Below are 21,880 nucleotides of genomic sequence, written 5' to 3'. Positions count from 1 at the left end.
CACGGGCTGGAATCTCGTGGGTGGGTTCCCCTCCCCATAAATACGCCCGTATCGGTACGGCCGTTCAGGCGGGGCCGCTCATTCCCGACGGCTCCTTCCCGACAGGCGCCCCGGCTCCCGTGTCAGAACCCGAGTACCGCCTCCATCACCGCCTTCGCGATCGGCGCCGCGTCCCCGCCCCCGCTGATGTCCCCGCGGTCGGCCGCCGCGTCCTCGACGACGACCGCGACCGCCACCGCGGGCTCCATCGCGCCGTCCGCCTGGGCCCAGGAGATGAACCAGGCGTACGGCATCCCCAGGTTGTCGATGCCGTGCTGGGCGGTCCCGGTCTTGCCGCCGACCGTCGCACCGGGAATCGCGGCGTTGGCGCCGGTGCCCTCCGTCACCACGTCCGTCATCAGCTCGCGCATCCGCATGGCCGTCGCCGGGTTCATCGCCTGGTGGAGCGTGCGGGGACCGGTCGTCGACACCGTGCTGTCGCTCCGGGTGGTCGTCTTCTCCACCAGATAGGGCGTTTTGACGGACCCGCCGCCCGCGACGGCCGCCGAGATCATCGCCATCTGGAGGGGAGTGGCCCGGGTGTTGAACTGACCGATGGAGGAGAGCGCGAGCTGCGCCTTGTCGAGTGTCGTGTCGAAGTTGCTGGGGGCGACGGAGAAGGGGATCCGCAGACGGTCGTTGAAACCGAAGTCCCCCGCCGTGCGGGTCATGTCGCTCAGCCCCACGTCCACGCCCAGCTTGGCGAAGACCGTGTTGCAGGACCACTCGAAGGCGTACCGCAGCGAGGCGTCCTCGCAGCCCTCGAGCTCGTTCGTCAGCCGGGTCGTGGTGCCGGGCAGCCGGTACGGGTCCGGGGAGGTGGTCGACGTGTCGAGGTCCGTCACCACCCCCGCGTCGAGGGCCGCAGCGGCCGTCACCACCTTGAACGTCGACCCGGGCGGATAGGTCTGCCGGATCGCCCGGTTGAGCATCGGCTTGTCCGCCGCCCCGTTCAGCCGCTCCCAGGCGTGCTTGACCGCCGTGCCCGTCCCGGACAGCTCCCCGGGGTCGTACGACGGGGTGGAGACCAGCGCGAGGATCCTGCCGGTGGACGGCTCGACGGCGGCCACCGCCCCGCGCCGGGAACCGAGACCCCGGTACGCCGCGCGCTGTGCGGCGGGGTCGATCGTCGTGACCACCTTGCCGGCGGGGTTCTGGGCGCGGGTGGCGTCGTTCCACAGGGGGAACGGCGAGAGCAGCGGGTCGCTGCCGGAGAGGATGCCGTCCTCGGAGTTCTCCAGGAACGTCGTCCCGTACACCTGCGAGGCGAAGCCGGTCACGGGTGCGTACAACGGGCCGTCCTTGTAGGTCCGTTCGTAGCGGAGCTGCTGGCCGCTGTCCCTGGAGCCGGTGACCGGCCGGCCGCCGACGAGGATGTCACCGCGCGGCTGGCCGTAACGGGCGATCGTCTGACGGCGGTTGGCCGGGTTGTCGTCGTACGCCCCGGCCTGGAAGACCTGGATGCGGGTGGCGTTGACGAAGAGGGCCACCAGCAGCACGGCGCAGAGAGCGGCGGCCCGGCGGATGTACTTGGTCATGGCGCCGCCGTCCCGTCGTACTGGCTGCGTGCCGAGTCACTGACGTGGATCAGCAGCGCGACGATGATCCAGTTGGTGACGACCGAGGAGCCGCCCTGGGCGAGGAACGGCATCGCCATCCCCGTCAGCGGGATCAGACCGGTCACACCGCCCGCGATCACGAAGACCTGGAGCGCCACGATCGAGGCGAGGCCGATGGCGAGGAGCCGTCCGAAGGGGTCGCGCAGGGCGAGGCCGGCGCGGTAGCCGCGTTCCACGAGGAGGCCGTAGAGCAGGAAGATCGCGCAGAGTCCGAAGAGGCCCAGTTCCTCGCCCGCGGTGGCCAGGATGAAGTCCGACTTGGCGGCGAATCCGATGAGGATGGAGTGGCCGAGCCCGAGGCCGGTGCCCAGCATCCCGCCCGCGGCGAACGCGAACAGGGACTGGGCGAGCTGGTTCGGCCCCTGGCCCGCCTCGATCGTCGCGAAGGGATGCAGCCAGTCCTGCACCCGGCTGTGGACGTGCGGTTCCAGCCGGCCGACGGCCATCGCGCCCACACAGGCGAGCAGCAGGCCCACGGCGATCCAGCCGGTGCGGCCGGTGGCGACGTACAGCATGATCACGAAGAGTCCGAAGAACAGCAGCGAGGTGCCGAGGTCCCGCTCCAGGACCAGGACCAGCACGCTCAGCAGCCAGATCGCGACGATCGGGCCGAGGACCCGGCCGGTGGGGAGCTGGAGCCGTTTGAACCGCCAGACGGGGCGGCCCGCGTAGGCGAGCGCGTTGCGGTTGGCCGCGAGGTAGCCGGCGAAGAAGACAGCGAGCAGCATCTTCGCGAACTCGCCCGGCTGGATGGAGAACCCGGCGATCCGGATCCAGATCCGGGCGCCGTTCACGGCGGGGAAGAGGATGGGCAGGACCAGCAGGCCCAGCGCCGTGACGACCGAGACGTAGGTGTAGCGCTGCAGGACGCGATGGTCGCGCAGGAAGAGGACGACGGCGATGAAGAGCGCGACGCCGAGCGTCGACCAGATGAGCTGGATGGGGGCGGCCCGGTCGCCCGGGGTCTCCAGGTCCAGGCGGTAGATCAGCACCAGGCCCAGGCCGTTGAGCAGGACGGCGATGGGCAGCAGCAGCGGATCGGCGTACGGAGCCCGCAGCCGTACCGCGAGATGCGCGAGGAGTGCGAGCACGCCGAGCCCGGCGCCGTAGACCGCGGCGCCGGGCGGGAGGGTGTCGTGCCGTGCGTATCCGACCGCGCAGTAGCCGAACACGGACAGCAGTACGGCCATGACGATCAGGGTGAACTCGATGCCACGGCGCCGGGGCAGGCGGACAGCGGGGGTGGGCGGGTCCGCTGCCACGGTCGTTCCCCGCGTACCGGGAATTCCGGGCATTCCGGGCTGAATCATGTCCGGAACGTAGCAAGCGGTGAACCTGATGTCCTGTTAGGTGGTGACGAACAGGCCGATCCGGTGGACGCGACCCGGCGTCAGCACCAGCGTGGGGACGGGCCGATGTTGTCGATGTGCTGCGCCGGGCCCCAGGACCAGGTGCCGTCGGTGATCAGGTACCAGATCGGGTTGCCGCCGACGCGCTCGCCCCTGGTCTTGCAGAAGATGTGGACCCGCTCGCGGAACGGCGCGATACGGATGATCCGGCTGCGACGGTCGGGCCGGTTGTGCAGCGCGAGGCCGTTGCGGGAGATGATCTGGCCCTCGAAGCGGCGGTGGTCGTCGAACCGCCCGTCGTCGAACCGTCCGTCGTCGAACGGGTCGTCGAAGCGGTCGTCGCCCAGACCGTCGTCGTCGAAGTAGGGGTCGTCGCCGTTGTCCCAGTCGAGGTAGTCCCACTCGCGGCTGTCCCAGTCGCGGACGGAGCTCCCGAAGTCGTCGGCGATACCGGGTCCGGTGCCCGCGATCGCGGCGGGCTTGCCGGCGGCGAGGGCGGGTCCGGCGCCCGCGGCCGCGATGAGCGTGCCGGTGGCGAGCACCATCCCGGTGCGGGCAAGGGTGTGGCGCAGGGACATGGGGGCTCCTCCGGAAACGTGACTTATCTGACTGATCGCCACATTAGAAGCGGGCTGGGATACGCGCAGGCCGCACTGCGCCATCGGGGACGCGAGGACGCTCAGCGTGCCCCGGTCGGCCCTTCCCCGGCGCTCGGTCCGGGCGCGTCCCGCTCGTCCTGAGGAAGCGTCAACGTCGCGATCGCACCGCCCTCGGGAGCGTTGGCGAAGACCAGCCGCGCGCCCAGCACCTCCGCCTGGCCGAGCGCGATCGTCAGCCCCAGCCCATGTCCCTTCGAACCGCCCTCCGTACGGAACCGCTGCGGCCCGTGCTCCAGTAGGTACTCCGGGTAGCCGTCGCCGTGGTCCCGCACCGTCACCACCGGGCCGTCGACGGTCAACACCACCGGGCCCGCCCCATGCTTGTGCGCGTTGGCCACCAGATTGCCGAGCACCCGCTCCAGACGGCGCCGGTCGGTCTCCACCCGGGCGTCACGCACGACCCGCACCTCGGTCTCGGTGCCCGACGCCCGCACCACCCGCTCGGCCAGCGGGGTCAGCGGCTCCGAGTCCAGCTCCAGCAGCTCCCGCCCGGCGTCCAGCCGGGAGATCTCCAGCAGGTCCTCGGTGAGCGTCCGCAGCGTGGCCACCCGGTCGCGGACCAGCTCCGTCGGCCGGCCCGGCGGCAGCAGCTCCGCCGCCGCGTGCAGCCCGGTCAGCGGGGTGCGCAGCTCGTGCGCCACGTCCGCGGTGAAGCGCTGCTCGCTCATCAGCTTGCTCTGCAGCGAGGACGCCATCGTGTCGAGGGCCCCGGCGACCGCGGCCACCTCGTCCTGGGGGCCCGCCGGGTACCGCGTACGGCGGTCCACGGCCGTACGGGGATCGTTGACGCGCGCGTCCAGGTCGCCCGCGCTGATCCGCCGGGCCACCTGTGCCGTCGCGTGCAGCCGACGGGTCACCCGCGTCACCGCGAACACCCCCACCAGCAGCGTCGCGCCGATCGCCAGCGCCGAGGACCACACGATCGACCGGTCCAGGGCGTCGATGGCGTGTGCGCCCTGCGAGTAGTCGAACTGCACGGCGAGCGCCCGGCCGCCGCTCGCGGGTCCGGCCGCCCACATGGTGGGGTGCGGGTCGTTGTCCCCGACCATCGTGCCGCGGTGCCCGTCCGTCGCCAGCTCGCGCAGCGGCGCCGGCAGCCCCGGGAGATCCACCCCCGCGCCCGGCGGCAGCCGGTCACCCGCCTCGTAGTCCGCCGTCACCTCCGCCAGCCGGTCCAGGGCCCGGCCGCGGGCCTCGCCGACGGTCTGGTTGGTCACCGAGACATGCACGAGCACGCCGAGCAGAGCGGCGAGACCGCAGCACATCACCGTGATGAAGGCGGCGGCCTTCCAGGTGAGGGTGGCGGCCCAGTGGGGGAGACGGCGGGGCGGCCGGAGGCGGCTCGGGGGCAGCCTCATGGGGCGCTCGCGGCGGCCGACGGTGTGGGGGAGGCGGAGGGGGAGGCCGACCCAGAGGCCGCGGGAGAGGCTGAGGGCGAGACCGGCGGGGCGGGCGGTGCCGAGGGGACGGGTGCGACGGTGCCGCGCCTGGTGGGCCTGGGCGTGCCCACGCGGAGGATCTCGTCCCGGGTCGCCAGCATCGCGTGCTGGTGCGGGTCCCACGTCCACACCGTGCGGTACTCGTAGCCCGGCAGGGTCGAGGGCGAGCGGATGATCACGTCACGGCCCGCGACCTCGACGCTGATCGTGCTGTCCGCGGTGCCCATGATCTGGACCAGCTTGTGGTGCTCGAAGGTGTACACGCGCACCGCCAGCTGATTCTGCGGAAAGCGGATGCCGAGCACCAGGTCGTCCTTCCGGTCACCCGTGAGATCACGGTAGTACGCGTGGAGGATCGGGCACTTCCCGCCGAGCGTGTCCTTGCCGGTGCAGTACTTGAGCTGCTGGGCCGTCTCACGGTACGGGGCGTGGACGGCGCTGTACTCGTCCGGGTGGCGGCCGACCTCGGCACGGAACACGGCGATCGGGTCCACCTTGTGGATGTCGTCGCCCGGCGCCGTGATGCCCGTGACCGTCTCGGTGTCCGCCTCGCCGTAGTCGAGGGCGGCCGTCGACGCGGGCGGCAGCTCGGGCCAGAGCCGGGCCGGGCCGACGGCGGTGGGCGTCGCCCCCGCGCCCCGCAGGGTACCGGAGTCGCCACAGCCCGCCACGGCCGCCGCGAGCAGGGCGACGAGGGCTGCGAGCACGAGGCGGCTGGGCCGGATGGGGGTCACTGCTCTCCTGCGTCCGGGCCGGCCTCGATCCGGGGCCAGGGGGACGGCTCGGTGCGCGAGGTCGGCGTGAAATCGACGAAACCGACGGCCTACACCATATTCGTAGGGAAGTCCTTTTTGTTCGCGGGTGGGGTCGGTGGGGTTGGTGAGGGTGTGAGGCCGTGGGGTACCGGACGTGTGGGCGACGCAAGAGTGGGGCTACTCCGCCAGCTCCTCCAGGAGGCGGGCCGTGGGCAGACCGGCGCGCAGGTACTCCACGAACAGTTCGTTGTGCAGGGCCCAGGGCGAGCGGCGGCTCCGGATCAGCCGGATCGCCTCGTCGGAGCTGTGTCCCGCGAGGACCAGCGCGTGCGCGATCACGAGCCCCGAGCGGTTGTAGCCGTGATAGCAGCGGACCAGGACCCGGCGCCCGTCCTCCAGCGCGTCGTCCGCGGCCCGCGCGAGCCGGATCACCCCCGCGAGCTGTGTCCCGTCCAGGGGACCGTCCGGAATCGGCCACACATGGTGCTCGACGCCCGGGTCGGGGCCGTGCCCCGGCAGCCGCAGCAGCGTCAGGACCAGGTCGAACTCATCCCTCACGACCGCGAATTCCGGCTCGCCGGTACGCCCCGCGAACGCGTGCCCACCCATCCACAGGCCAGGCACGATCTCGCTCCACGGGCTGTCCGGAGCCGGCACATCGGGTTGTTTTCTGCGAGTCCGCAACAGCGCCTCCCACAACTCCCCCAACTGCTCACAAAGGTAACCGGGTTCTTGCCCCTGGAGCACCCCGCCTGTTCCCATGGTCAATGGGGTGATGGTGCATGAACGGACTGCGCGTCATACCGACCTGGCGCCACGGGCAGGAGCGCCTGTACGTGTGCCTGACCGACGGGAGGAACGTCGCCTGGTACGACCGTGAGGCAGCCCGCGTCAATCTGCTCAGCGAGGAGCGGCGGGAGGATGTGCTCGACGCGCTCGGCCCGTTCCTGACGGGCCCCGTGACGGTGGGGCCCCCACCGGTCCCGACCCCCGCGGAACTGGCCCGGCTGACCCTCCACCCGGACGACGACCTCGCGCCGAACCGGCCCGGCGAGGCGCTGATGATCGACCTCGACCGCGACCCGGGACCGGCGCGCCGTCTGCGGCCCGACCCGCGACGCCGAGCGCTCGCCGCCGAGCAGGCGGTCGGGGAGGCACTGGACCATCTGGAGGGCGCGGGCTGGCACACCCTCCACTCCATCCCGCTCCCCGGCGGCGACCGCGTCCACCACTTGCTGATCGGCCCCGGCGGCATCTTCGCCCTGCGCTCCCTGTACGCCCGCAAACAGCGGGTTCTCGTCGCCGACCCCATGGTCACCGTCGGCCGCCGGGAGCCGTATCCGCTTCTGCGCCGGGTTCGTGCCGACGCCGACCGGGCCTCGTACGCGCTGACCGCCGAGGTCCACGCCGTCCTGGCCGTGGCCGGCCCCGCCGACCTCGATGTTCTCGCCTCCCTCCGCGAGGTCCGCATCCTCCAGGACACCGACCTGTCCTCGTTGGCCGGCTTCGGGGGTGTTCTGAAGCCGGCGGACGTGGAGGCGCTCCACGCGATGGCACGCGACCGCCACACATGGCTACGAACGTGACCCCGTAGCCCCGGATCCCTGTCTGCCGGTATGCGTTCGGCTGCGGGTGGGTGGGGGCTGGTCGCGCAGTTCCCCGCGCCCCTGAAGACCCGCTGCGGGGGTCCAGGGGGCGCAGCGCCCCCTGGCGGGGCCGAAGGGGCGGAGCCCCTGGGAGGGGACGGGTAGGGGCGGCGGGGGCGAGGGACCGGTCGGTCAGGGGGACGGGGTGAGGAGGGGGGAGAGCAGGTCGCCGTGCCGGCGCAGGCGCGGAGCGATGTCGTCGGCGTGGAACACGAGCCGGGACGGGTCGCCGCAGGACACGACCTCGTCCCAGGTGACGGGGGCGGACACGGTGGGCGCGGACCGCGCACGCAACGTGTACGGCGTGGCCGTGGTCTTCCGCGCGGCGTTCTGACTGTGGTCGACGAACACCTTCCCGGGCCGCAGACTCTTGGTCATCCGGTGTGTGACGAGCGCCGGCAACGCCCGCTCCGCCTCCACGGCCAGCTCCTTCGCATAGGCGCTGACATCCGACGACGGCATCCGCACCACCGTCGCCAGCAGATGCAGCCCCTTCGACCCGGACGTCTTCGCGTACGCCTCGATCCCGTCCGCAGCCAGCCGCTCCCGCAGCCACAACGCGACCTCGCAGCACTCGACGACCGTCGCCGGCGCCCCCGGGTCGAGGTCGAACACGAGCCGGTCGGCCAGACCGGGCGCGTCCACCTGCCACTGCGGCGTGTGGAACTCGGTGACGAGGTTCGCCGCCCACATCAGCGAGGGGAGGTCCTGGACCAGGACCATCCGGGCGGGGCCCTCCGTCCGGGGGACCTCGGCGGTCCGGACCCAGTCGGGGGTGCCGGGCGGCACGTTCTTGGTGAAGAAGACCTGTCCGTCCGGCCCGTCGGGGTAGCGGAGGAAGGAGACCGGCCGGTCGTGGAGGTGCGCCAGAAGGGGTTCCGCGACCGTCGCGTAGTAGTGCAGGACCTCACCCTTGGTGAAACCCGTCGCGGGGTACAGCACCTTGTCCAGATTGGTGAGCGCGAGCCGCCGTCCCTCCACTTCCGTGATCGGCGTCATACGACGAGAGTCGCATGAAACAGCCATCAAGGCGCCCAGATCGCCCTGCCGCTCGCGTGCGGATGTGAGGTCGCGCACACCCGTCTAGCCTGGCTTTCAACCGCACCCCGCGAGCCCGTGTCAGCAAGATCCCGCGCCAGCAGGAACCACCAGGAAGGTGCCGCACGTGCGATCCATCTGGAACGGCGCCATCTCCTTCGGCCTGGTCAGCATCCCGATCAAGGTCGTGAACGCGACGGAGAGCCACTCGATCTCCTTCCGCCAGATCCACCTGGACGACGGCGGCCGCATCCGGTACCGCAAGTTCTGCGAACTGGAGGACCGCGAGGTCACCACCGGTGAGATCGGCAAGGCGTACGAGGACGCGGACGGCACGCTGATCCCGATCACGGACGAGGACCTGGCCGGGCTGCCGATCCCCACCGCGAGGACGATCGAGATCGTGGCCTTCGTGCCGGCCGAGCGGATCGACCCGCTCCAGATGGACACGGCGTACTACCTGGCCGCGAACGGCGTCCCCGCCACCAAGCCGTACGTCCTGCTGCGCGAGGCGCTCAAACGCAGCCAGAAGGTCGCCGTCGCGAAGTTCGCACTGCGCGGCCGGGAGCGGCTCGGCATGCTGCGTGTGGTGGACGACGTGATCGCCATGCACGGGCTGCTGTGGCCGGACGAGATCCGGTCCACCCAGGAGGTCGCCCCGGACGCGACCGTGACCGTACGGGACAAGGAACTCGACCTGGCCGACGCCCTCATGGACACCCTCGGTGAGGTCGAGCTCACCGAACTGCACGACGACTACCGCGAGGCTGTCGAGGAACTCGTCGCCGCCAAGGCCTCCGGCGAACTCCCGGCCGCGCCCCCCGCCGGGGAGCGGGCCGGCGGCAAGGTGCTCGACCTGATGGCCGCCCTGGAGAAGAGCGTGCGCGCGGCCAGGGTGTCCCGGGGTGAGGAGACGGGCGAGGAGACCGGGGCGCGGACCGGCGGATCCGCCGAGGTCACCCCGCTGCCCTCCCGCAGGTCGGCCCGTACGGCGCCCAAGGAGGTCGGCGGGAAGAAGTCCACGTCGACCGCGAAGAAGACGGCGCCGAAGAAGACGGCCGCGAAGTCCACGGCGAAGTCGACGGGCCGGGCGGCCGGCAAGACGGCGGCCACCAAGTCCACCGCGAAGAAGACGGCGGCCAAGAAGACGACCGCCAAGAAGGCGACGGGAAAGAAGACGGCCGCGAAGAAGGCCACCCCGCGGGGGCGCGCCTCGGCCTGACGGCCCCCGGGGCACCCAGGGGCCCCGGAGCCCCGTCACCTCGTACAAGTCACCCTGTACGGCTCACCCCGTACGCCGCAGGGCGAGCACCGCGTTGTGCCCGCCGAACCCGAACGAGTTGCTCAGGGCGAGGTCGCCGAGCGCGGGCAGCCGGCGGGGGCTCTTGGTCACCACGTCCAGGTCGATCGCGTCGTCCTGGACGTCGCAGCCGATGGTGGGCGGGATGAGGCCGTGGTGGAGGGTGAGCACCGTGGCGACGGCCTCCACACCGCCGGCGGCTCCCTGGAGATGGCCGAGGTGGCCCTTCAGCGCGGTCACGGGCACGCTCCCGCCGAGCACGGCGCGCAGCGCGCTCGCCTCGGCGAGGTCGCCGTCGACGGTGGCGGTGGCATGGGCGTTGACGTGGACGACGTCCACGACATGGGCACCGGCGTCGTGGACGGCCCGGCGCAGGGCCAGCGCCACGCCGCTGCCGGACGGGTCGGGCGCGGCCATGTGGTGGGCGTCGGCGGACAGTCCCCAGCCCGCGGCCTCGCAGTAGATGCGCGCGCCGCGTGCCCGGGCGTGCTCCTCGGCCTCCAGGAGCAGGAAGCCCGCGCCCTCGCCGTTCACGAAGCCGTCGCGGTCGCTGGCGAACGGCCGGGAGGGGCTGGTGGATCCGAGCTCATGGGTGGAGAGCGCGCGCATGGCGGCGAACGAGGCCATGATCGCGGGGGTGATGACGGCTTCGGCGCCCCCGGCGAGGGCGACGTCCACGCGGCCGTACCGGATGCGGTCGATGGCCTGTCCGATGGCCTCGGTGCCGGAGGCGCACGCGCTGGTCACGGTGCGGGCCTCGCCGGTGATGTGCAGCGCCAGCGACACCTGGGAGGCGGCCTGCGAGGGCACGGTCATCGGTGTGGTGAGCGGGGAGACCGCGCGCGGGCCCTTGTCCCGCAGCTTGCGGTCGCCGCCGACGAGCACGGAGGCGTCACCGAGGATGGCCCCGACCGAGACGCCGACCCGCTCGGGCGCCAGCCCGCTCTCCGTGGTGCCGGCCGGGTCCAACCCGGCGTCCTGCCAGGCCTCCCGGGCGGCGAGCACCGCGAACTGGGCGGACCGGTTCATCCGCCGTGCCTGCGGCCGGGGCAGCAGCCCGACGGGGTCCACGGGCACGCTGCCCGCGATCCGCACGGGCAGTTCGGCGAACTCCTCGCCCTCCAACTCGCTTATCCCGCACCGGCCCTCGACCAGGCCCCGCCACAGCTCCTCGACCCCGACACCGAGCGGCGTCACGGCACCGAGCCCGGTGACGACGACCCGGCGGGGTGCGTACACCTCGGCGGCCCGCCGCGGGCGCGGGTAATGTCGTACGACATGCCCCTTTTGAGCGACTTGTTCGGCCAGGTTCCGCAGTTCCTCGTCGGGGACGGGAGCCTCGGTCCGGCGGTCCAGGTCCCGGTGCCAGTGACCCCACCTGCGGGTGTACGACTCCTCGACGGCCCGGGGGTCCACGGCGCGCAGTGAGGTGATGCGGTCGCCGTCCCGGAATTCCACAGGACCGAGGTCGGTGGAGGTGATCTCGGGAATTGCCCCGACATTCATTCGGTGGCAGGCCGTGGTCACTTGATGACCGCGTTCGAATACCTCGTCGTGATCAATTCCGCCGAGCGGCGGTCGCAATGTCAGGCGAATGGTGTGGGGAGTCTCGGGCAGGGTGTGCATCACCACGTACCAGGTGTTCTCCGCCACATCCTGTTCGGAGAGGGCGATTAGATCACCGGGGATCACTTCGGCGACGGTGACGGCGTGGGGCTGTACGGGAACGTCGGACGAACGGTGCATGGGGAGCGATTGCTTTCTGTGGGGATTTCAGTCCCCAACTTTCGGTGACAAATCAGGAATTGCCTAGATGTCCCCACCGCATAGTGGGCAACGTCACCGAAAACAGTGATCAGTATTTCGCTCCCGTACCTCCAATACCGCCCCTGGTCGGACAACCGGATCCCCTGGCCGCCGAGTTCGTCGAAGTACCGCCCCGGTGTGGGCGGCCCGGGCCGCGAAGCCCGGTGCCGCCCACCGGTACCGATCGGACGCCCCATCGCGAGGCGACCCGACCCGGAAGACGGGCCTAGGTCTTACGGTCCTGGAGCTGAGGGCGTTGGTTTTTGCTGCGCTCGCCGTTCTCGAGGTCGACCGCCCGGCCCCACCGTGTCGGTGGCGTGGGGGAGGGCGCCCAGGAATCGGCGGCGATCTCGCGGGAGTCGAGCACGTCGTCGCCGTAGAGATCCCGCAGCCAGCTGGCCTGGTAGATGGTGTCGAGGTAGCGCTCGCCGAGGTCCGGACCGATGGCCACCGCGGTGAGTTCGCGTGCGTCGTGCCGGTTCAACCAGTCCGTCGCGCCGCTGACCACCGTGCCGGTGGAGCCGCCGAACACGAATCCGCGTCTGGCCAGCCGGTGGCAGGTACGGACGGTGTCTCTCTCCTCGACCCGTATCACTTCGTCCACGTAGGACTCGTCGAGCAACGGCGGGCGCATGCTCATCCCGAGGCCGGGAATCATCCGGCGGCCGGGCGGCCCACCGAAGGACACCGAGCCCACGCTGTCCACCGCGACGACCCGCACCGGCCGGTGCCACTCCCGGAAGAAGCGCGCGCAGCCCATCAGGGTGCCGGTGGTGCCGGCCCCGACGAACAGCACGTCCAGCTGCGGGAACTGACGGGCGATCTCCGGCGCCGTCCTGCGGTAGTGCGCCTTCCAGTTGCTCGGGTTGGTGTACTGACTGAGCCACACATACCGGTCGTCGGAGGCGCACAGCGCACGTACGTACTCGATCCGCGCGCCGAGATAGCCGCCGTTGCTCTCCTGCTGACCGGCGATCATGTGCACCTGGCTGCCCAGGGCCTCCATCATCATCCTGGTCGACAGGTTGCCGCGGGAGTCCGTCACGCACAGGAACCGGTAACCCTTGCTCGCCGCGATCATGCTCAACGCCACGCCGAGGTTCCCGGACGAGGACTCGACCAGGATCGAATCCGGCTTCAGAACTCCGTCCCGCTCGGCGGCCTCCACCATCTCGAGGGCGGCCTTCATCTTGATGGAGCCGGCGAAGTTGAAGCCCTCGCACTTCAGGAAGAGCGGATGCCCGATGATCGCCCGGAGGTCGACATAGAGATCCTCTTCGTTGAAGGCCTGGGGAACGGAAATGACGGGCACGACGGTCTCCTCAATCTGGAGCAGAGCACTTTCGGAATGTCCGTCCGACCGTGGGCGGGCTTCTCGGTTTTTTTGGGCGGGAGCCCGTGTCCATCCGAGTCGGACAGGGCCCTGCGTCAGGGGTCGCTGTCTTCTGCGGCCCGGGTTCGCGGCCGGCTCATCCGTACCGGTTCAATTCGTGGAAGAAGTCGTCGACGACGTGCAGCTCTCCGCAGCGGGTCACTTCGTCGTAGACGTACTTGCCGACCGCGAGGTCGAGCACCCCGAGGCCGAAGGGCGAGAACACCACCGGCCGGTCCGCCGGCACGGTCACCCGCCCGGCCAGCACGTCGTCCAACGTGCCGTGCACGAAGTCCCGGTTGCCCGTGAGCTGCTCGGCCAGATGCGGCGAGGTGTCGGCCTTCAGGCAGTGCTCGACGTCGTCGACGATGTTGGTCGAGGCGAGCAGGATCTCCGGCGCGAGGTCGCGCAGCGACACATGCAGTACCACCGGATTGTGATCGAACCAAGACAAATCGCCGACGTGCGGCTGCCCGGCGACCGTGGCGAAGACCACCAGGTCGCTGTTGCGGATCAACTGCTCGGCGTTGTCGTGCACGGTGACCCGGCCGGTGGCGCCCGACTGCTCCAGGTAGCACCGGAAACCCGCCGCGCTGTCGGTGGACAGGTCGTGCACACCGATCTCGTCGAACGACCAGCCGGTGCCGACCAGGAACGTGTGGATGTACCGGGCGATCAGGCCCACCCCGAAGAAGCCGACCCGCGTCGGTCGCGACCGGTCGCGGCTGAGCCGGTCGGCGGCCGCGGCGGCCGACGCGGCCGTCCTGGTGGCGCTGATGATCGAGCTCTCCAGACAGGCGAACGGGTAGCCGGTGTCATGGTCGTTGAGGATCAGTACGGCCGAGGCCCTCGGGACACCGGCCTTCACGTTCTCCGGGAAGCTGGAGACCCACTTCAGGCCGTCCACCTGCACCTCCCCGCCGATCGACGCGGGCAGCGCGATGATTCGGGAGGACGGGCGGTCGGGGAACCGCAGGAAGTACGACGGCGGGTTCACCGAGTCACCGGCACCGTGCACCCGGTAGGTCGCCTCGACCAACTCCACGATCTGCTTCTCGCGTCCGCGCAGCGCGCGCTGGACCTGGGCGCCGGTGATCACCGCGAACGGCGGCACGGTGATCGGCGCGGTCGGCGCGGGCTCCGATGCGGTGGAACGGATGGTGGTCATGACGCGGTCACCTCGACAGTCGGAGAGCAGTCGGTCAGACGCACCGGGTCGGCCAGGGCGACGAGCACTTCGCGTGGTCCCTCGAAGGGCTCCCTGCTGTGCGCGGTGCGGATGTTGTCGACGAGCATCAGGTCGCCCGCCTGCCACGGCTCACGTGCGGTGTGGGCCTCGTAGACGCTGTTGAGCAGTTCCACGACGTCCTCGCCGATCGGGTCCCCGTTGCCGAAGCGGGTGTTGAACGGCAGCCCGTCGGCCCCGTAGACGTCCATCAGGTACTCACGCACCTCGGGGGCCATCGTCCACTCGTTGAGGAACGCGATCTGGTTGAACCAGCAGCGGCGGCCGGTGACCGGGTGACGCACCACGGCGCTACGGCGCTGTCGGGTGCGCAGCCCACCGTCCGGCTGCCACTCGAACGCGATCGCGTTGGCGCGGCAGTAGCTCTCGACGGCACCACGGTCCTCGGTGCCGAACGCCTCGGCCACGGACGCCCCGATCTCGTCGTTGTAGCTGCGGGTGAGCAGCCAGCCCTCGCGCTCGAAGCGTTCGGTCAACTCGGCGGGCAGCGCGTCGAGCACGGTCGGCGAGTCGGCGACCGCGGTCGCCCCTCCGTCGGTGGGCGCGCTCAGACAGGCGAACATCATCAGGCCGGGGAACTCGAGCGTGTAGCTCAGTTCGTGGTGCATGCACATCGGCTGGTTCGGCGGCCACTTCGTCGAGGAGTACACGCCGTCGGAGTAGGTCCGCCGGGGCGCGAAGACCTCCTTCTCGGTCATCAGACCGGTGGCGAGCTTCGAGAAGACGGCACCGGTCTCGGCCGCGTCGCGCAGCCCGAGGCCGCGGACCAGGACGCAGCCGTGCTCGGCGACGACGGCGCGCAGTGCGTCCCGGTGCCCGGCTGCCCAGCTCGCCGCGCCACCGGTGGCCTCGGCCCGCAGGAGCGGAGGTCTGCCGGACTGCAGTTCCACGTCGACCATCGACGCCGTGGAAGTGGACGACATCTCGATTTCCTTTCCGTAGCCACTCAGTCGGTTGTCACTCGGTCAGTCACTCGTCGGTCAGTCATTCGTCGGTCGGTCACTCGTCGGTTGTCACGAGTCAGTTGTCACTCAGGAAGGAGCGAACAGTTCGGCGGCGCGCAGAACGGCCTGTGCCGCTTCGACCGGACGGGTGCGCGGAAAGTAGTGGCCGCCGTCGGCGAGCTCGTGCAGGTCGACCTGTTCGGCCAGGAGCTGCCAGTCGCGGTAGCGGTGCGGGTGGTCCGCCGTGCTCGGGTCGTCGGCGGCGACGACCACGGTGATCGGAGCGGACAGCTTCGGCGTCGGAGGGTTGTCCAGGAGGTCGGCGAAACAGCGGTGTGCGGACACGCAGTCGTGCCGGTAGGCGGCACCCACGTGCTCGGCGTGCCGCGGGTCCAGCTCGCCGAGTTCGGTGTACCCGCCGGCCGCGCTCAGCTTCGCGGCGATCTCGGCGTCGCTCAGTTCCGTCAGCTCGTCGATCGCGGCGCGCCGCCGGGCGGCGTCGCCGAGCAGTTGCGCGCCGAGGAACACCCGCTGGACGTCCACCCCGCGCTCCTGGAGCCTTCTGGCCGTCTCCACGGCCGGCGCGGCGCCCGAGGAGTGGCCCCACAGCAGGACCCTGGTCAGGCCTCGTCGGACGATCTCGTCGACGACCTGTTCGACCACCTCCGTCATCGGTACGAACGGTTCACTGCCGGCTGCCATGTCGTGACCGGGCAGCTCGACGGCGTAGACGGCGGGCCCGTCGGCCTGCAGTGCCCTGGCCAGCGGCTGGAAGTTCACCGCGTTGCCGCCGGCGTACGGGAAGCACACCAGGGCCCCGGCCTGCGCATCGTCCGATTCCGACAGCGGGTGCAGCAGCCCTGGGCGCCGCTCGGACCTGCCGTCGACCAGCCCGGCCAGGTCGGCGAGGACCGGGTGACGGGTGACGTCCTTGAGGGACACCGCACGGTCCAGGGTGATCGCCAGCTTCACCGCCGACAGCGAGGTGCCGCCCCGGTCGAAGAAGTGGTCCCGCCGTCCGATCTGGTGCTGCGGGATGCCGAGCACCGTCGCCCACGCGGCTGCCAGCCGGTGTTCCGTCGGTGTGTTCGGCGCGTGGTAGTCGTCCTGGACGACGCCGAGTTCTCCGGCGAGCGTCTGCAGGGTCTTCCTGTCGATCTTGCTGTTGGCGGTCAGCGGCAGGCTTTCGCGCCAGTGGAAGGCCGACGGGACCATGTACTCGGGCAGCGACTCGCCGAGCCGGGCCGGCAGGACGTCGCCGTCGAGGGCCCGGGGGCCCGAGTAGAACGCCACCAGGTGCTTGCTCTGATCGGCCCGCTCGGCGACGACCACCGCGCCGTCACGCACCCCCGGCACCCGCAACAGGGTGTTCTCGATCTCGCCGATCTCGATCCGGAAGCCACGGATCTTGACCTGGGTGTCCCGGCGGCCCAGGAACTCCAGCTTGCCCCCGGGCTGCCAGCGGCCGTAGTCGCCGCCCCGGTAGAGCCGGGCCCCCTCACGGTGCGGATCGGCCAGATAGGCCTGCCGGGTGCGCTCGGGGTCGTTGATGTAGCCGCGGCCGACGCAGACGCCGGAGAACACGATCAGGCCGGGGGCGCCGAGCGGCACCGGGGTGAGGTGTTCGTCGACGACGTAGACGCATACGTTGTTGACCGCGCGGCCGAGCAGGATGCGCTCCGGCGCCCGGTCCATGACCTCGTGGTTGGTGTCGTCCGAGGTCTCGGTCAGCCCGTAGGCGTTGACCAGCTTGATCCCGGGCTGGACGGCGAACCAGCGCTCCGTGAGCTCCTTCTTCAGCGCCTCGCCGGTGACCGACACGCATCGCAGGTCCGGCAGTTCGCGGGGGTGCTGCCGCAGACAGGACACGACGACGTCCAGGTACGAGGGCACGACCTGGAGGGCGGCGACCCGGCCTTCGACGATCTTGTCGACGAACCGCTGGACGTCCAGGATCACCTCCTGCTCCACCAGCAGGGTCCGCCCGCCGACCAGGAGTCCGGACACCAGTTGCCACAGCGAGATGTCGAAGCACTGGGGCGCGGTCTGCGCGACCACCTGTCCCTCGCCGAGCCCCAGGTCGTCGATCTTGGCGTAGAGGTGGTTGAGCATCCCCGCGTGCTCGCACATCGCGCCCTTCGGCTCACCCGTGGAGCCGGAGGTGAAGTAGATGTAGGCGAGTTGGTCCGGGGCGACGGGCACGCCCGGATCGTCGTCGGCGTGGTCCTCCGCGTAGGCCGCGTCGATGAAGACCTTCCCGATCCCGGGCAGGGACTCCAGGGCCTGGTCGAGGGTGGTGGTGCTGCCGTGTTCGGTCAGCACGAAGGCGCACTCGGCGCGAGTGAGCGTGGTGGCGATGCGGCCGGCCGGGAAATGCGGCTCGATGGGCAGGTACACGCCCCCGGCCTTGAAGACCGCCAGCACGGCGGCCGGCCAGTCCAGGTTGCGTTCGGTCACCACCGCGACCACGCCCTCCCGGCGCAGCCCCCGCGCCAGCAGCGCGTGTGCCAGCCGGTTGGCCCGGGCGTTGAGCTCGCGGTAGGTCCACCGCCGTTCGCCGTGTACGGCCGCGACGGCGTCCGGGTGTTCCCGCACCCTCTGTTCGAACAGCTCGTGCATCCGGCGGTCCGGCAGGTCCCGGTGGGGTCCGGCGAGCCCTTCGAGCTGGAAGTGGAGTTCCTCGGCGGAGAGCAGGATCTGCCGTCCGTGCTCGGCATCCGGACCGACGGCGATCCGGGCGAGCGCGGTGACGTGGTAACCGGCGATCCGGGCAGCGCAGTCCGCATCGAGTACGTCGGTCCGGTACCGCAGCCGCAGCACGAGCCGGCCGTCCCGCCACGAGAAGCCGACCCACAACACGGTGTCCTCGGCCAGGTCACCGCCCACACCGCCCGGATCGAACACGGCCTCGAAGGGCGGTTCGGTCAGGCCCAGTTCGCGCCTGAGGTCGTCGACCGGGAAGTCCTTGTGCGACAGCAGCTCCGACGCGGCCCGATGGGCGTTCAGCAGCAGCGTCCGCCACGTCGAGGGTTCGGTCGTCAGCCGGCAGGGCAACGGCCGGCCGCCGTCGGCGGGGACGTAGCCGGACACCACCTCGCGCTCACCGGACAGCGCGGCGAGCACCTTGGCGTGCGCGGCCAGCAGCACCGAGTCGAGCGGTACCGCCAGGTCCTGCGCCAGCCCGCGCAACGGTCCCGCGACGTCCTCCGGGACCGTCGTCTCGTGGTCGGCGACGCCCGCCACCGGATGGGGCGTCCACCGCGGCAGCGCGGTGAACCCACCGGCCACGAGCTGACCGCGCCAGAACTCCCGATCGGCTTCCACTTGCACTCTCATCGCATCTTCCCGTTCACTCACTGGACCTGCCGGCCGGGGCGGTCACGCTGTGCCTCGTACGCCAGTGCGGCAGGCTGATAGGGGGTGTCGCGCATCTCCGCCGCGGGATTTCCGCCCCACCGGGCGTGCTCCGGGACTTCCTCGCCCTTCATGAGGAAGGAGTCGGAGGCGAGTTCCGCGCCGTCGCCCATCGTCACGCCGTAGTGGACGTGGGCGCCGACACCGAGCGTGGAGCCGGCGCCGATCGTGCTGCGGTCGGACTTGAAGGTGCCGTCCTCCTGCGAGTGGCACTGGATCTTGCTTCCCGCATTGAGCGTGCAGTCGCTCCCGATGGTGGTGAGCATCCGCTCAGTCAGGTGGCAGCCGTCGTCGAAGACCCTGCTGCCGATCCGAACGCCCAGCATGCGCCAGATCAGGTTCTTGAAAGGGGTTCCGTTGAAGATGTTGAGGTAATTCTCGGGCACCTTCCAGAGGCGCTCATGCCACCAGAAGTACGGTTCGTAGATGGAACACAACTGCGGTTGCAGCCCGCGGAATGCCATGATGCAGCGCTCCACCAGTACGAAGTAGACAGGCGTGAAAGCAAGGCTGAACATCAGGAACACGGCGATCAGTACCTGCCCGTAGGAGTCGTACAGATCGACGTCGGCGAGAGCGACCACCGTGAGGACGAAGAAGTAGATCCACCGCACCATCAGGAAGAGGACCATCGAGCGCATGTTGTAACGGTTCTTCGCGGCGAGACTGCGACGGAACTCTTCGCCGTTGCGGAGATGGTCGAACCGGGAGTCGCGCTCGACCGACCGGGGAATCTCGAAGCACGGCGAGCCCAGCAGGCCCACCCCCTCGCGTACCTCGCCCTCGAGCGGAATCATCACCTTCGTCGCGAGGAGACAGTTCTCGCCCGTCCTGGCCCCCGAGGGATAGGCGATGTTGTTCCCGATGAAGTTGCGTGGTCCGATCGAGGCCCTGGACACCCGGAAAGAGGAGCTCGAGTAGTCCGCGTTGACGATGGAGAGCCCGTCGGCGACCATCGTGCCGCTGCCGACGGAGCACAGATACGGGGTCTCGTGCTGTACTTCCGTGCCGAAATTCGACCCGGTCTGTTCGATCCGGGACAAGTCGTATCCGAGGCCGCGCAGATAGTAGACGATGTAGGAGCTGTCACCGAGCAGCCATTTGAAGAACTTGATGTTGGTCATGCGCCCGATCGCACGGAACGTCGAGTAGTGAAAGCCGTACAGCGGGTAGACCTTGTCCGGCTTGATGACCAGGTTCAGCAGGCGCGGAACGGTGAACAGCACGGCCACACCGAAGACGACGAAGCCGAAGAACAGCATGAAGGACAGGACCAGCGCGTCGCCGTAGAGACTCGGTGAGGTGAACCCCACCGAACCCGGGCCCAGCCGGTCGTGCAGCGCCGGGATCAGGTCCAACAGCAAGTACGCGCCCCCGACCATCAGCGGCACGTAGAGGAAGAACACCTGAAGCAGGGTGACGAAACCGAAGCCGGCCCGGCGCAGTGTGCCGCACGCGGTCGGTTCGACCCTCACGTAGTCGTGCTCGGTGGGCTGTGCCGGGGATCCGTGCCACTGCTGGCCGTCCGGAACAGCCTGGCCGCTGTACAGCGTGGACGTGTGGCCGAGCTGCGCCCCGTCGCCCATCGACGTGTCGATGTCGAGCACGGTCTTCTCACCGATGAACACGTCCCGGCCCAGGGTGACCCGGCCGGTCTGGATACGGCCGGCGTGCGCGCGGTAGCAGTGGAAGAACGAGTCCTTGCGGATCACCGTTCCGGCGCCGATCGTGAGCAGGTCGGGGCAGGCCGGAGTCTGGCGGGAGAGGATCGTGACCCCCTTGCCGATCCGGGCGCCCAGGGCGCGCAGATACAGCACGTACAGGGGATTTCCGATGAAGAAAATCATCGGGTTGGCGTGGATCAGCGCCTTGACGGTCCAGAAGCGCAGATATGTAAGTCCCCAGATCGGGAACTCGCGCGGTTTCCACCGGCCGACGAGAATCCATTTTGCCACGATCGGGAAGGTGCACAGAGCGACGAATCCGATGGAGCCGAAGACGAGCGAGCGCAGATAGATGCCGATCGCGTTCGAGCCAGTGGACACCCATCCGTAGCCCCGGTCGGCGACAATTCCGGCGAGGAATGAATATCCCAGGAAGAACAAGAACTGAAGCGCTCCGCAGAGGACGTACCGCGCCGTCCCGGCCCGGGTCACCACCGTGGCCGGCACCGGAACCGACGACTCGGAGGGAAGCGGTTCGGCGTCCCCGAGCCCCGTCGCCAGGCTTCGGATCGTCGGGTGCCGGTAGATGTCCTTCATCGACGCCGAGGGGAGATCCGGCCGCTTCCTGACCCGTGCGCAGAATTGGGCCATCACCAATGAATTGGCGCCGAGGTCGTCGAAGAAGTGACTCTCGACCGATACTCGTTCGACGTGGATGACGCCGGCCAACACCTCGGCGAGGTCTCTCTCGATGTCGCTCTTCGGCCCGGTGTACCCACGCTTGTCGGGTGCGGATTCACCCGGACCAGGCGTCAGGACTTCGACGGACTTCTCCTCCATACGAGCTCCTTGAGGAACTTTCGAGCGCCGCCTGGAAATACGGTCGACGCCCTGCACTCGCGCTTTTTGATGGCCGGAGCGAGTAATCCGGAAGCCATGAGGTCGGAATCTGTTGTCCGGTCATAAAACAGGTCCGGTCGCAAGACCGTTGCCTCAGTCTTATCCGCCCACCCGGGGGGCTGCCACTCGAACCGGATCGTGTCGGTATGGCACTGTCCTTCGACGGCGTCAGGGGGCTCTCACTGCTGACGCCCGACGCCCGCGGCACAGAGCGCTCGCCACCCGTTTTCACTCCTCTTCCACCATCCCGCCCGACGGCACGGCGACGAGTTGCGCAGGGGATTCGCCTTACTGCGTACGAGTGACGTGTACCTGATACGGAAGGGCGGGTGGACGCCGCCGACGGAGTCGCGGACGCGGAGGAACGTGGGGCGGCGGAGGGCGTGGGGGCGTGGAGAGCTGTGGGGGCGTAGAGAGCTGTGGGGAGGCGGAGGGCTGTGGGGGCGTAGAGAGCTGTGGGGAGGCGGAGGGTTGTGGGGACGTAGAGAGGTGCGGGGAGGCGGAGGGTTGTGGGGACGTAGAGAGGTGCGGGGAGGCAGAGGACTGTGGGGACGCGGAGAGCTGCGGGGATGTAGAGGAGAGGCAGCGACGCGGCGGCCGGGCCTCCAGCCGCTCACGCGCGCCGAGGGGAGGCGCACAGGGGCGTCCACGAAGAGGACTGCCGCAGGCAACCCCCCGGCACGCCAGAGC

Annotated in this window: 15 protein-coding genes; 2 read left to right on the top strand and 13 right to left on the bottom strand. The window is 70.0% G+C overall.

What is annotated here, in order from left to right; all coding sequences use genetic code 11:
• Window positions 1–122: 122 nt before the first annotated feature.
• From ACFVWD_RS36270 to ACFVWD_RS36245, 6 genes are all read right to left on the bottom strand, one after another.
• Window positions 123–1,577, bottom strand: coding sequence for a penicillin-binding transpeptidase domain-containing protein (locus ACFVWD_RS36270; protein ID WP_389602315.1), 1,455 nt, complete (start codon window positions 1,575–1,577; stop codon window positions 123–125).
• Window positions 1,574–2,968: an FtsW/RodA/SpoVE family cell cycle protein gene (locus ACFVWD_RS36265; RefSeq protein WP_389602314.1), complete on the bottom strand. Its 1,395-nt coding sequence runs from the start codon at window positions 2,966–2,968 to the stop codon at window positions 1,574–1,576. Before ACFVWD_RS36265 ends, ACFVWD_RS36270 begins: the two co-directional genes overlap by 4 nt.
• A gap of 80 nt (window positions 2,969–3,048) precedes the next feature.
• A complete protein-coding gene (locus ACFVWD_RS36260; protein WP_389602313.1) occupies window positions 3,049–3,585 on the bottom strand; it encodes an SH3 domain-containing protein in 537 nt (178 codons plus the stop codon).
• Between the two features lie 101 nt (window positions 3,586–3,686).
• Window positions 3,687–5,024 (bottom strand): ATP-binding protein, encoded by a 1,338-nt coding sequence (locus ACFVWD_RS36255; protein WP_389602312.1) that lies wholly within the window; start codon window positions 5,022–5,024, stop codon window positions 3,687–3,689.
• Entirely contained in the window at window positions 5,021–5,839 is an 819-nt protein-coding gene (locus tag ACFVWD_RS36250; protein WP_389602311.1) for a hypothetical protein, read from the bottom strand. Before ACFVWD_RS36250 ends, ACFVWD_RS36255 begins: the two co-directional genes overlap by 4 nt.
• A 198-nt stretch (window positions 5,840–6,037) precedes the next feature.
• Window positions 6,038–6,544 (bottom strand): dual specificity protein phosphatase family protein, encoded by a 507-nt coding sequence (locus ACFVWD_RS36245; protein ID WP_101403744.1) that lies wholly within the window; start codon window positions 6,542–6,544, stop codon window positions 6,038–6,040.
• Between the two features lie 98 nt (window positions 6,545–6,642).
• On the opposite strand from ACFVWD_RS36245, the gene ACFVWD_RS36240 reads away from it, so the two are divergent.
• On the top strand, window positions 6,643–7,446 hold the full coding sequence (locus tag ACFVWD_RS36240) for a nuclease-related domain-containing protein (protein WP_389602310.1): 804 nt from the start codon (window positions 6,643–6,645) through the stop codon (window positions 7,444–7,446).
• A 192-nt stretch (window positions 7,447–7,638) separates the two neighbouring features.
• On the opposite strand, the gene ligD is transcribed toward ACFVWD_RS36240, so the two are convergent.
• Window positions 7,639–8,505, bottom strand: a complete 867-nt coding sequence (ligD, locus tag ACFVWD_RS36235; protein WP_389602309.1) for a non-homologous end-joining DNA ligase — start codon at window positions 8,503–8,505, stop codon at window positions 7,639–7,641.
• Window positions 8,506–8,662: 157 nt separating this feature from the next.
• Here ligD and ACFVWD_RS36230 point away from each other — a divergent pair, with 157 nt between their 5' ends.
• The gene (locus ACFVWD_RS36230) at window positions 8,663–9,766 is read left to right on the top strand and encodes a Ku protein (protein WP_389602308.1); all 1,104 of its coding nucleotides are present in this window, start codon (window positions 8,663–8,665) and stop codon (window positions 9,764–9,766) included.
• Between the two features lie 63 nt (window positions 9,767–9,829).
• Here the strand turns inward: ACFVWD_RS36230 and ACFVWD_RS36225 are convergent, their stop codons facing one another.
• The 6 genes from ACFVWD_RS36225 to ACFVWD_RS36200 form a co-directional block, all read right to left on the bottom strand.
• Entirely contained in the window at window positions 9,830–11,590 is a 1,761-nt protein-coding gene (locus ACFVWD_RS36225; protein WP_389602307.1) for a beta-ketoacyl-[acyl-carrier-protein] synthase family protein, read from the bottom strand.
• 286 nt (window positions 11,591–11,876) lie between these two features.
• Window positions 11,877–12,962, bottom strand: coding sequence for a 2,3-diaminopropionate biosynthesis protein SbnA (gene sbnA / locus ACFVWD_RS36220; protein ID WP_389602306.1), 1,086 nt, complete (start codon window positions 12,960–12,962; stop codon window positions 11,877–11,879).
• Window positions 12,963–13,119: 157 nt separating this feature from the next.
• Window positions 13,120–14,190 carry a 2,3-diaminopropionate biosynthesis protein SbnB gene (gene sbnB, locus ACFVWD_RS36215; RefSeq protein WP_389602305.1) on the bottom strand — a complete coding sequence of 357 codons (1,071 nt, stop codon included), beginning with the start codon at window positions 14,188–14,190 and terminating at the stop codon, window positions 13,120–13,122.
• Window positions 14,187–15,191: a TauD/TfdA family dioxygenase gene (locus tag ACFVWD_RS36210; RefSeq protein WP_168495512.1), complete on the bottom strand. Its 1,005-nt coding sequence runs from the start codon at window positions 15,189–15,191 to the stop codon at window positions 14,187–14,189. The genes sbnB and ACFVWD_RS36210 overlap by 4 nt, the downstream gene beginning before the upstream one ends.
• A 108-nt stretch (window positions 15,192–15,299) precedes the next feature.
• Window positions 15,300–18,548 carry an amino acid adenylation domain-containing protein gene (locus tag ACFVWD_RS36205; protein ID WP_389602304.1) on the bottom strand — a complete coding sequence of 1,083 codons (3,249 nt, stop codon included), beginning with the start codon at window positions 18,546–18,548 and terminating at the stop codon, window positions 15,300–15,302.
• Between the two features lie 17 nt (window positions 18,549–18,565).
• Window positions 18,566–21,130: a Pls/PosA family non-ribosomal peptide synthetase gene (locus tag ACFVWD_RS36200; protein ID WP_389602303.1), complete on the bottom strand. Its 2,565-nt coding sequence runs from the start codon at window positions 21,128–21,130 to the stop codon at window positions 18,566–18,568.
• Window positions 21,131–21,880 lie beyond the last annotated feature (750 nt).

Source organism: Streptomyces sp. NPDC058086 (assembly GCF_042885015.1).
Lineage (GTDB): Bacteria > Actinomycetota > Actinomycetes > Streptomycetales > Streptomycetaceae > Streptomyces.
The sequence above is the reverse complement of the archived record's forward strand: the minus strand, read 5'-3'. Positions and strand labels throughout refer to the sequence as shown.

Coding starts and splice junctions, on each gene's coding strand:
- ACFVWD_RS36270 (WP_389602315.1), bottom strand. CDS start 1,577: ATGACCAAGTACATCCGCCGGGCCGCCGCTCTCTGCGCCGTGCTGCTG.
- ACFVWD_RS36265 (WP_389602314.1), bottom strand. CDS start 2,968: ATGATTCAGCCCGGAATGCCCGGAATTCCCGGTACGCGGGGAACGACC.
- ACFVWD_RS36260 (WP_389602313.1), bottom strand. CDS start 3,585: ATGTCCCTGCGCCACACCCTTGCCCGCACCGGGATGGTGCTCGCCACC.
- ACFVWD_RS36255 (WP_389602312.1), bottom strand. CDS start 5,024: ATGAGGCTGCCCCCGAGCCGCCTCCGGCCGCCCCGCCGTCTCCCCCAC.
- ACFVWD_RS36240 (WP_389602310.1), top strand. CDS start 6,643: ATGAACGGACTGCGCGTCATACCGACCTGGCGCCACGGGCAGGAGCGC.
- ligD (WP_389602309.1), bottom strand. CDS start 8,505: ATGACGCCGATCACGGAAGTGGAGGGACGGCGGCTCGCGCTCACCAAT.
- ACFVWD_RS36225 (WP_389602307.1), bottom strand. CDS start 11,590: ATGCACCGTTCGTCCGACGTTCCCGTACAGCCCCACGCCGTCACCGTC.
- sbnB (WP_389602305.1), bottom strand. CDS start 14,190: ATGACCACCATCCGTTCCACCGCATCGGAGCCCGCGCCGACCGCGCCG.
- ACFVWD_RS36210 (WP_168495512.1), bottom strand. CDS start 15,191: ATGTCGTCCACTTCCACGGCGTCGATGGTCGACGTGGAACTGCAGTCC.
- ACFVWD_RS36205 (WP_389602304.1), bottom strand. CDS start 18,548: ATGAGAGTGCAAGTGGAAGCCGATCGGGAGTTCTGGCGCGGTCAGCTC.
- ACFVWD_RS36200 (WP_389602303.1), bottom strand. CDS start 21,130: ATGGAGGAGAAGTCCGTCGAAGTCCTGACGCCTGGTCCGGGTGAATCC.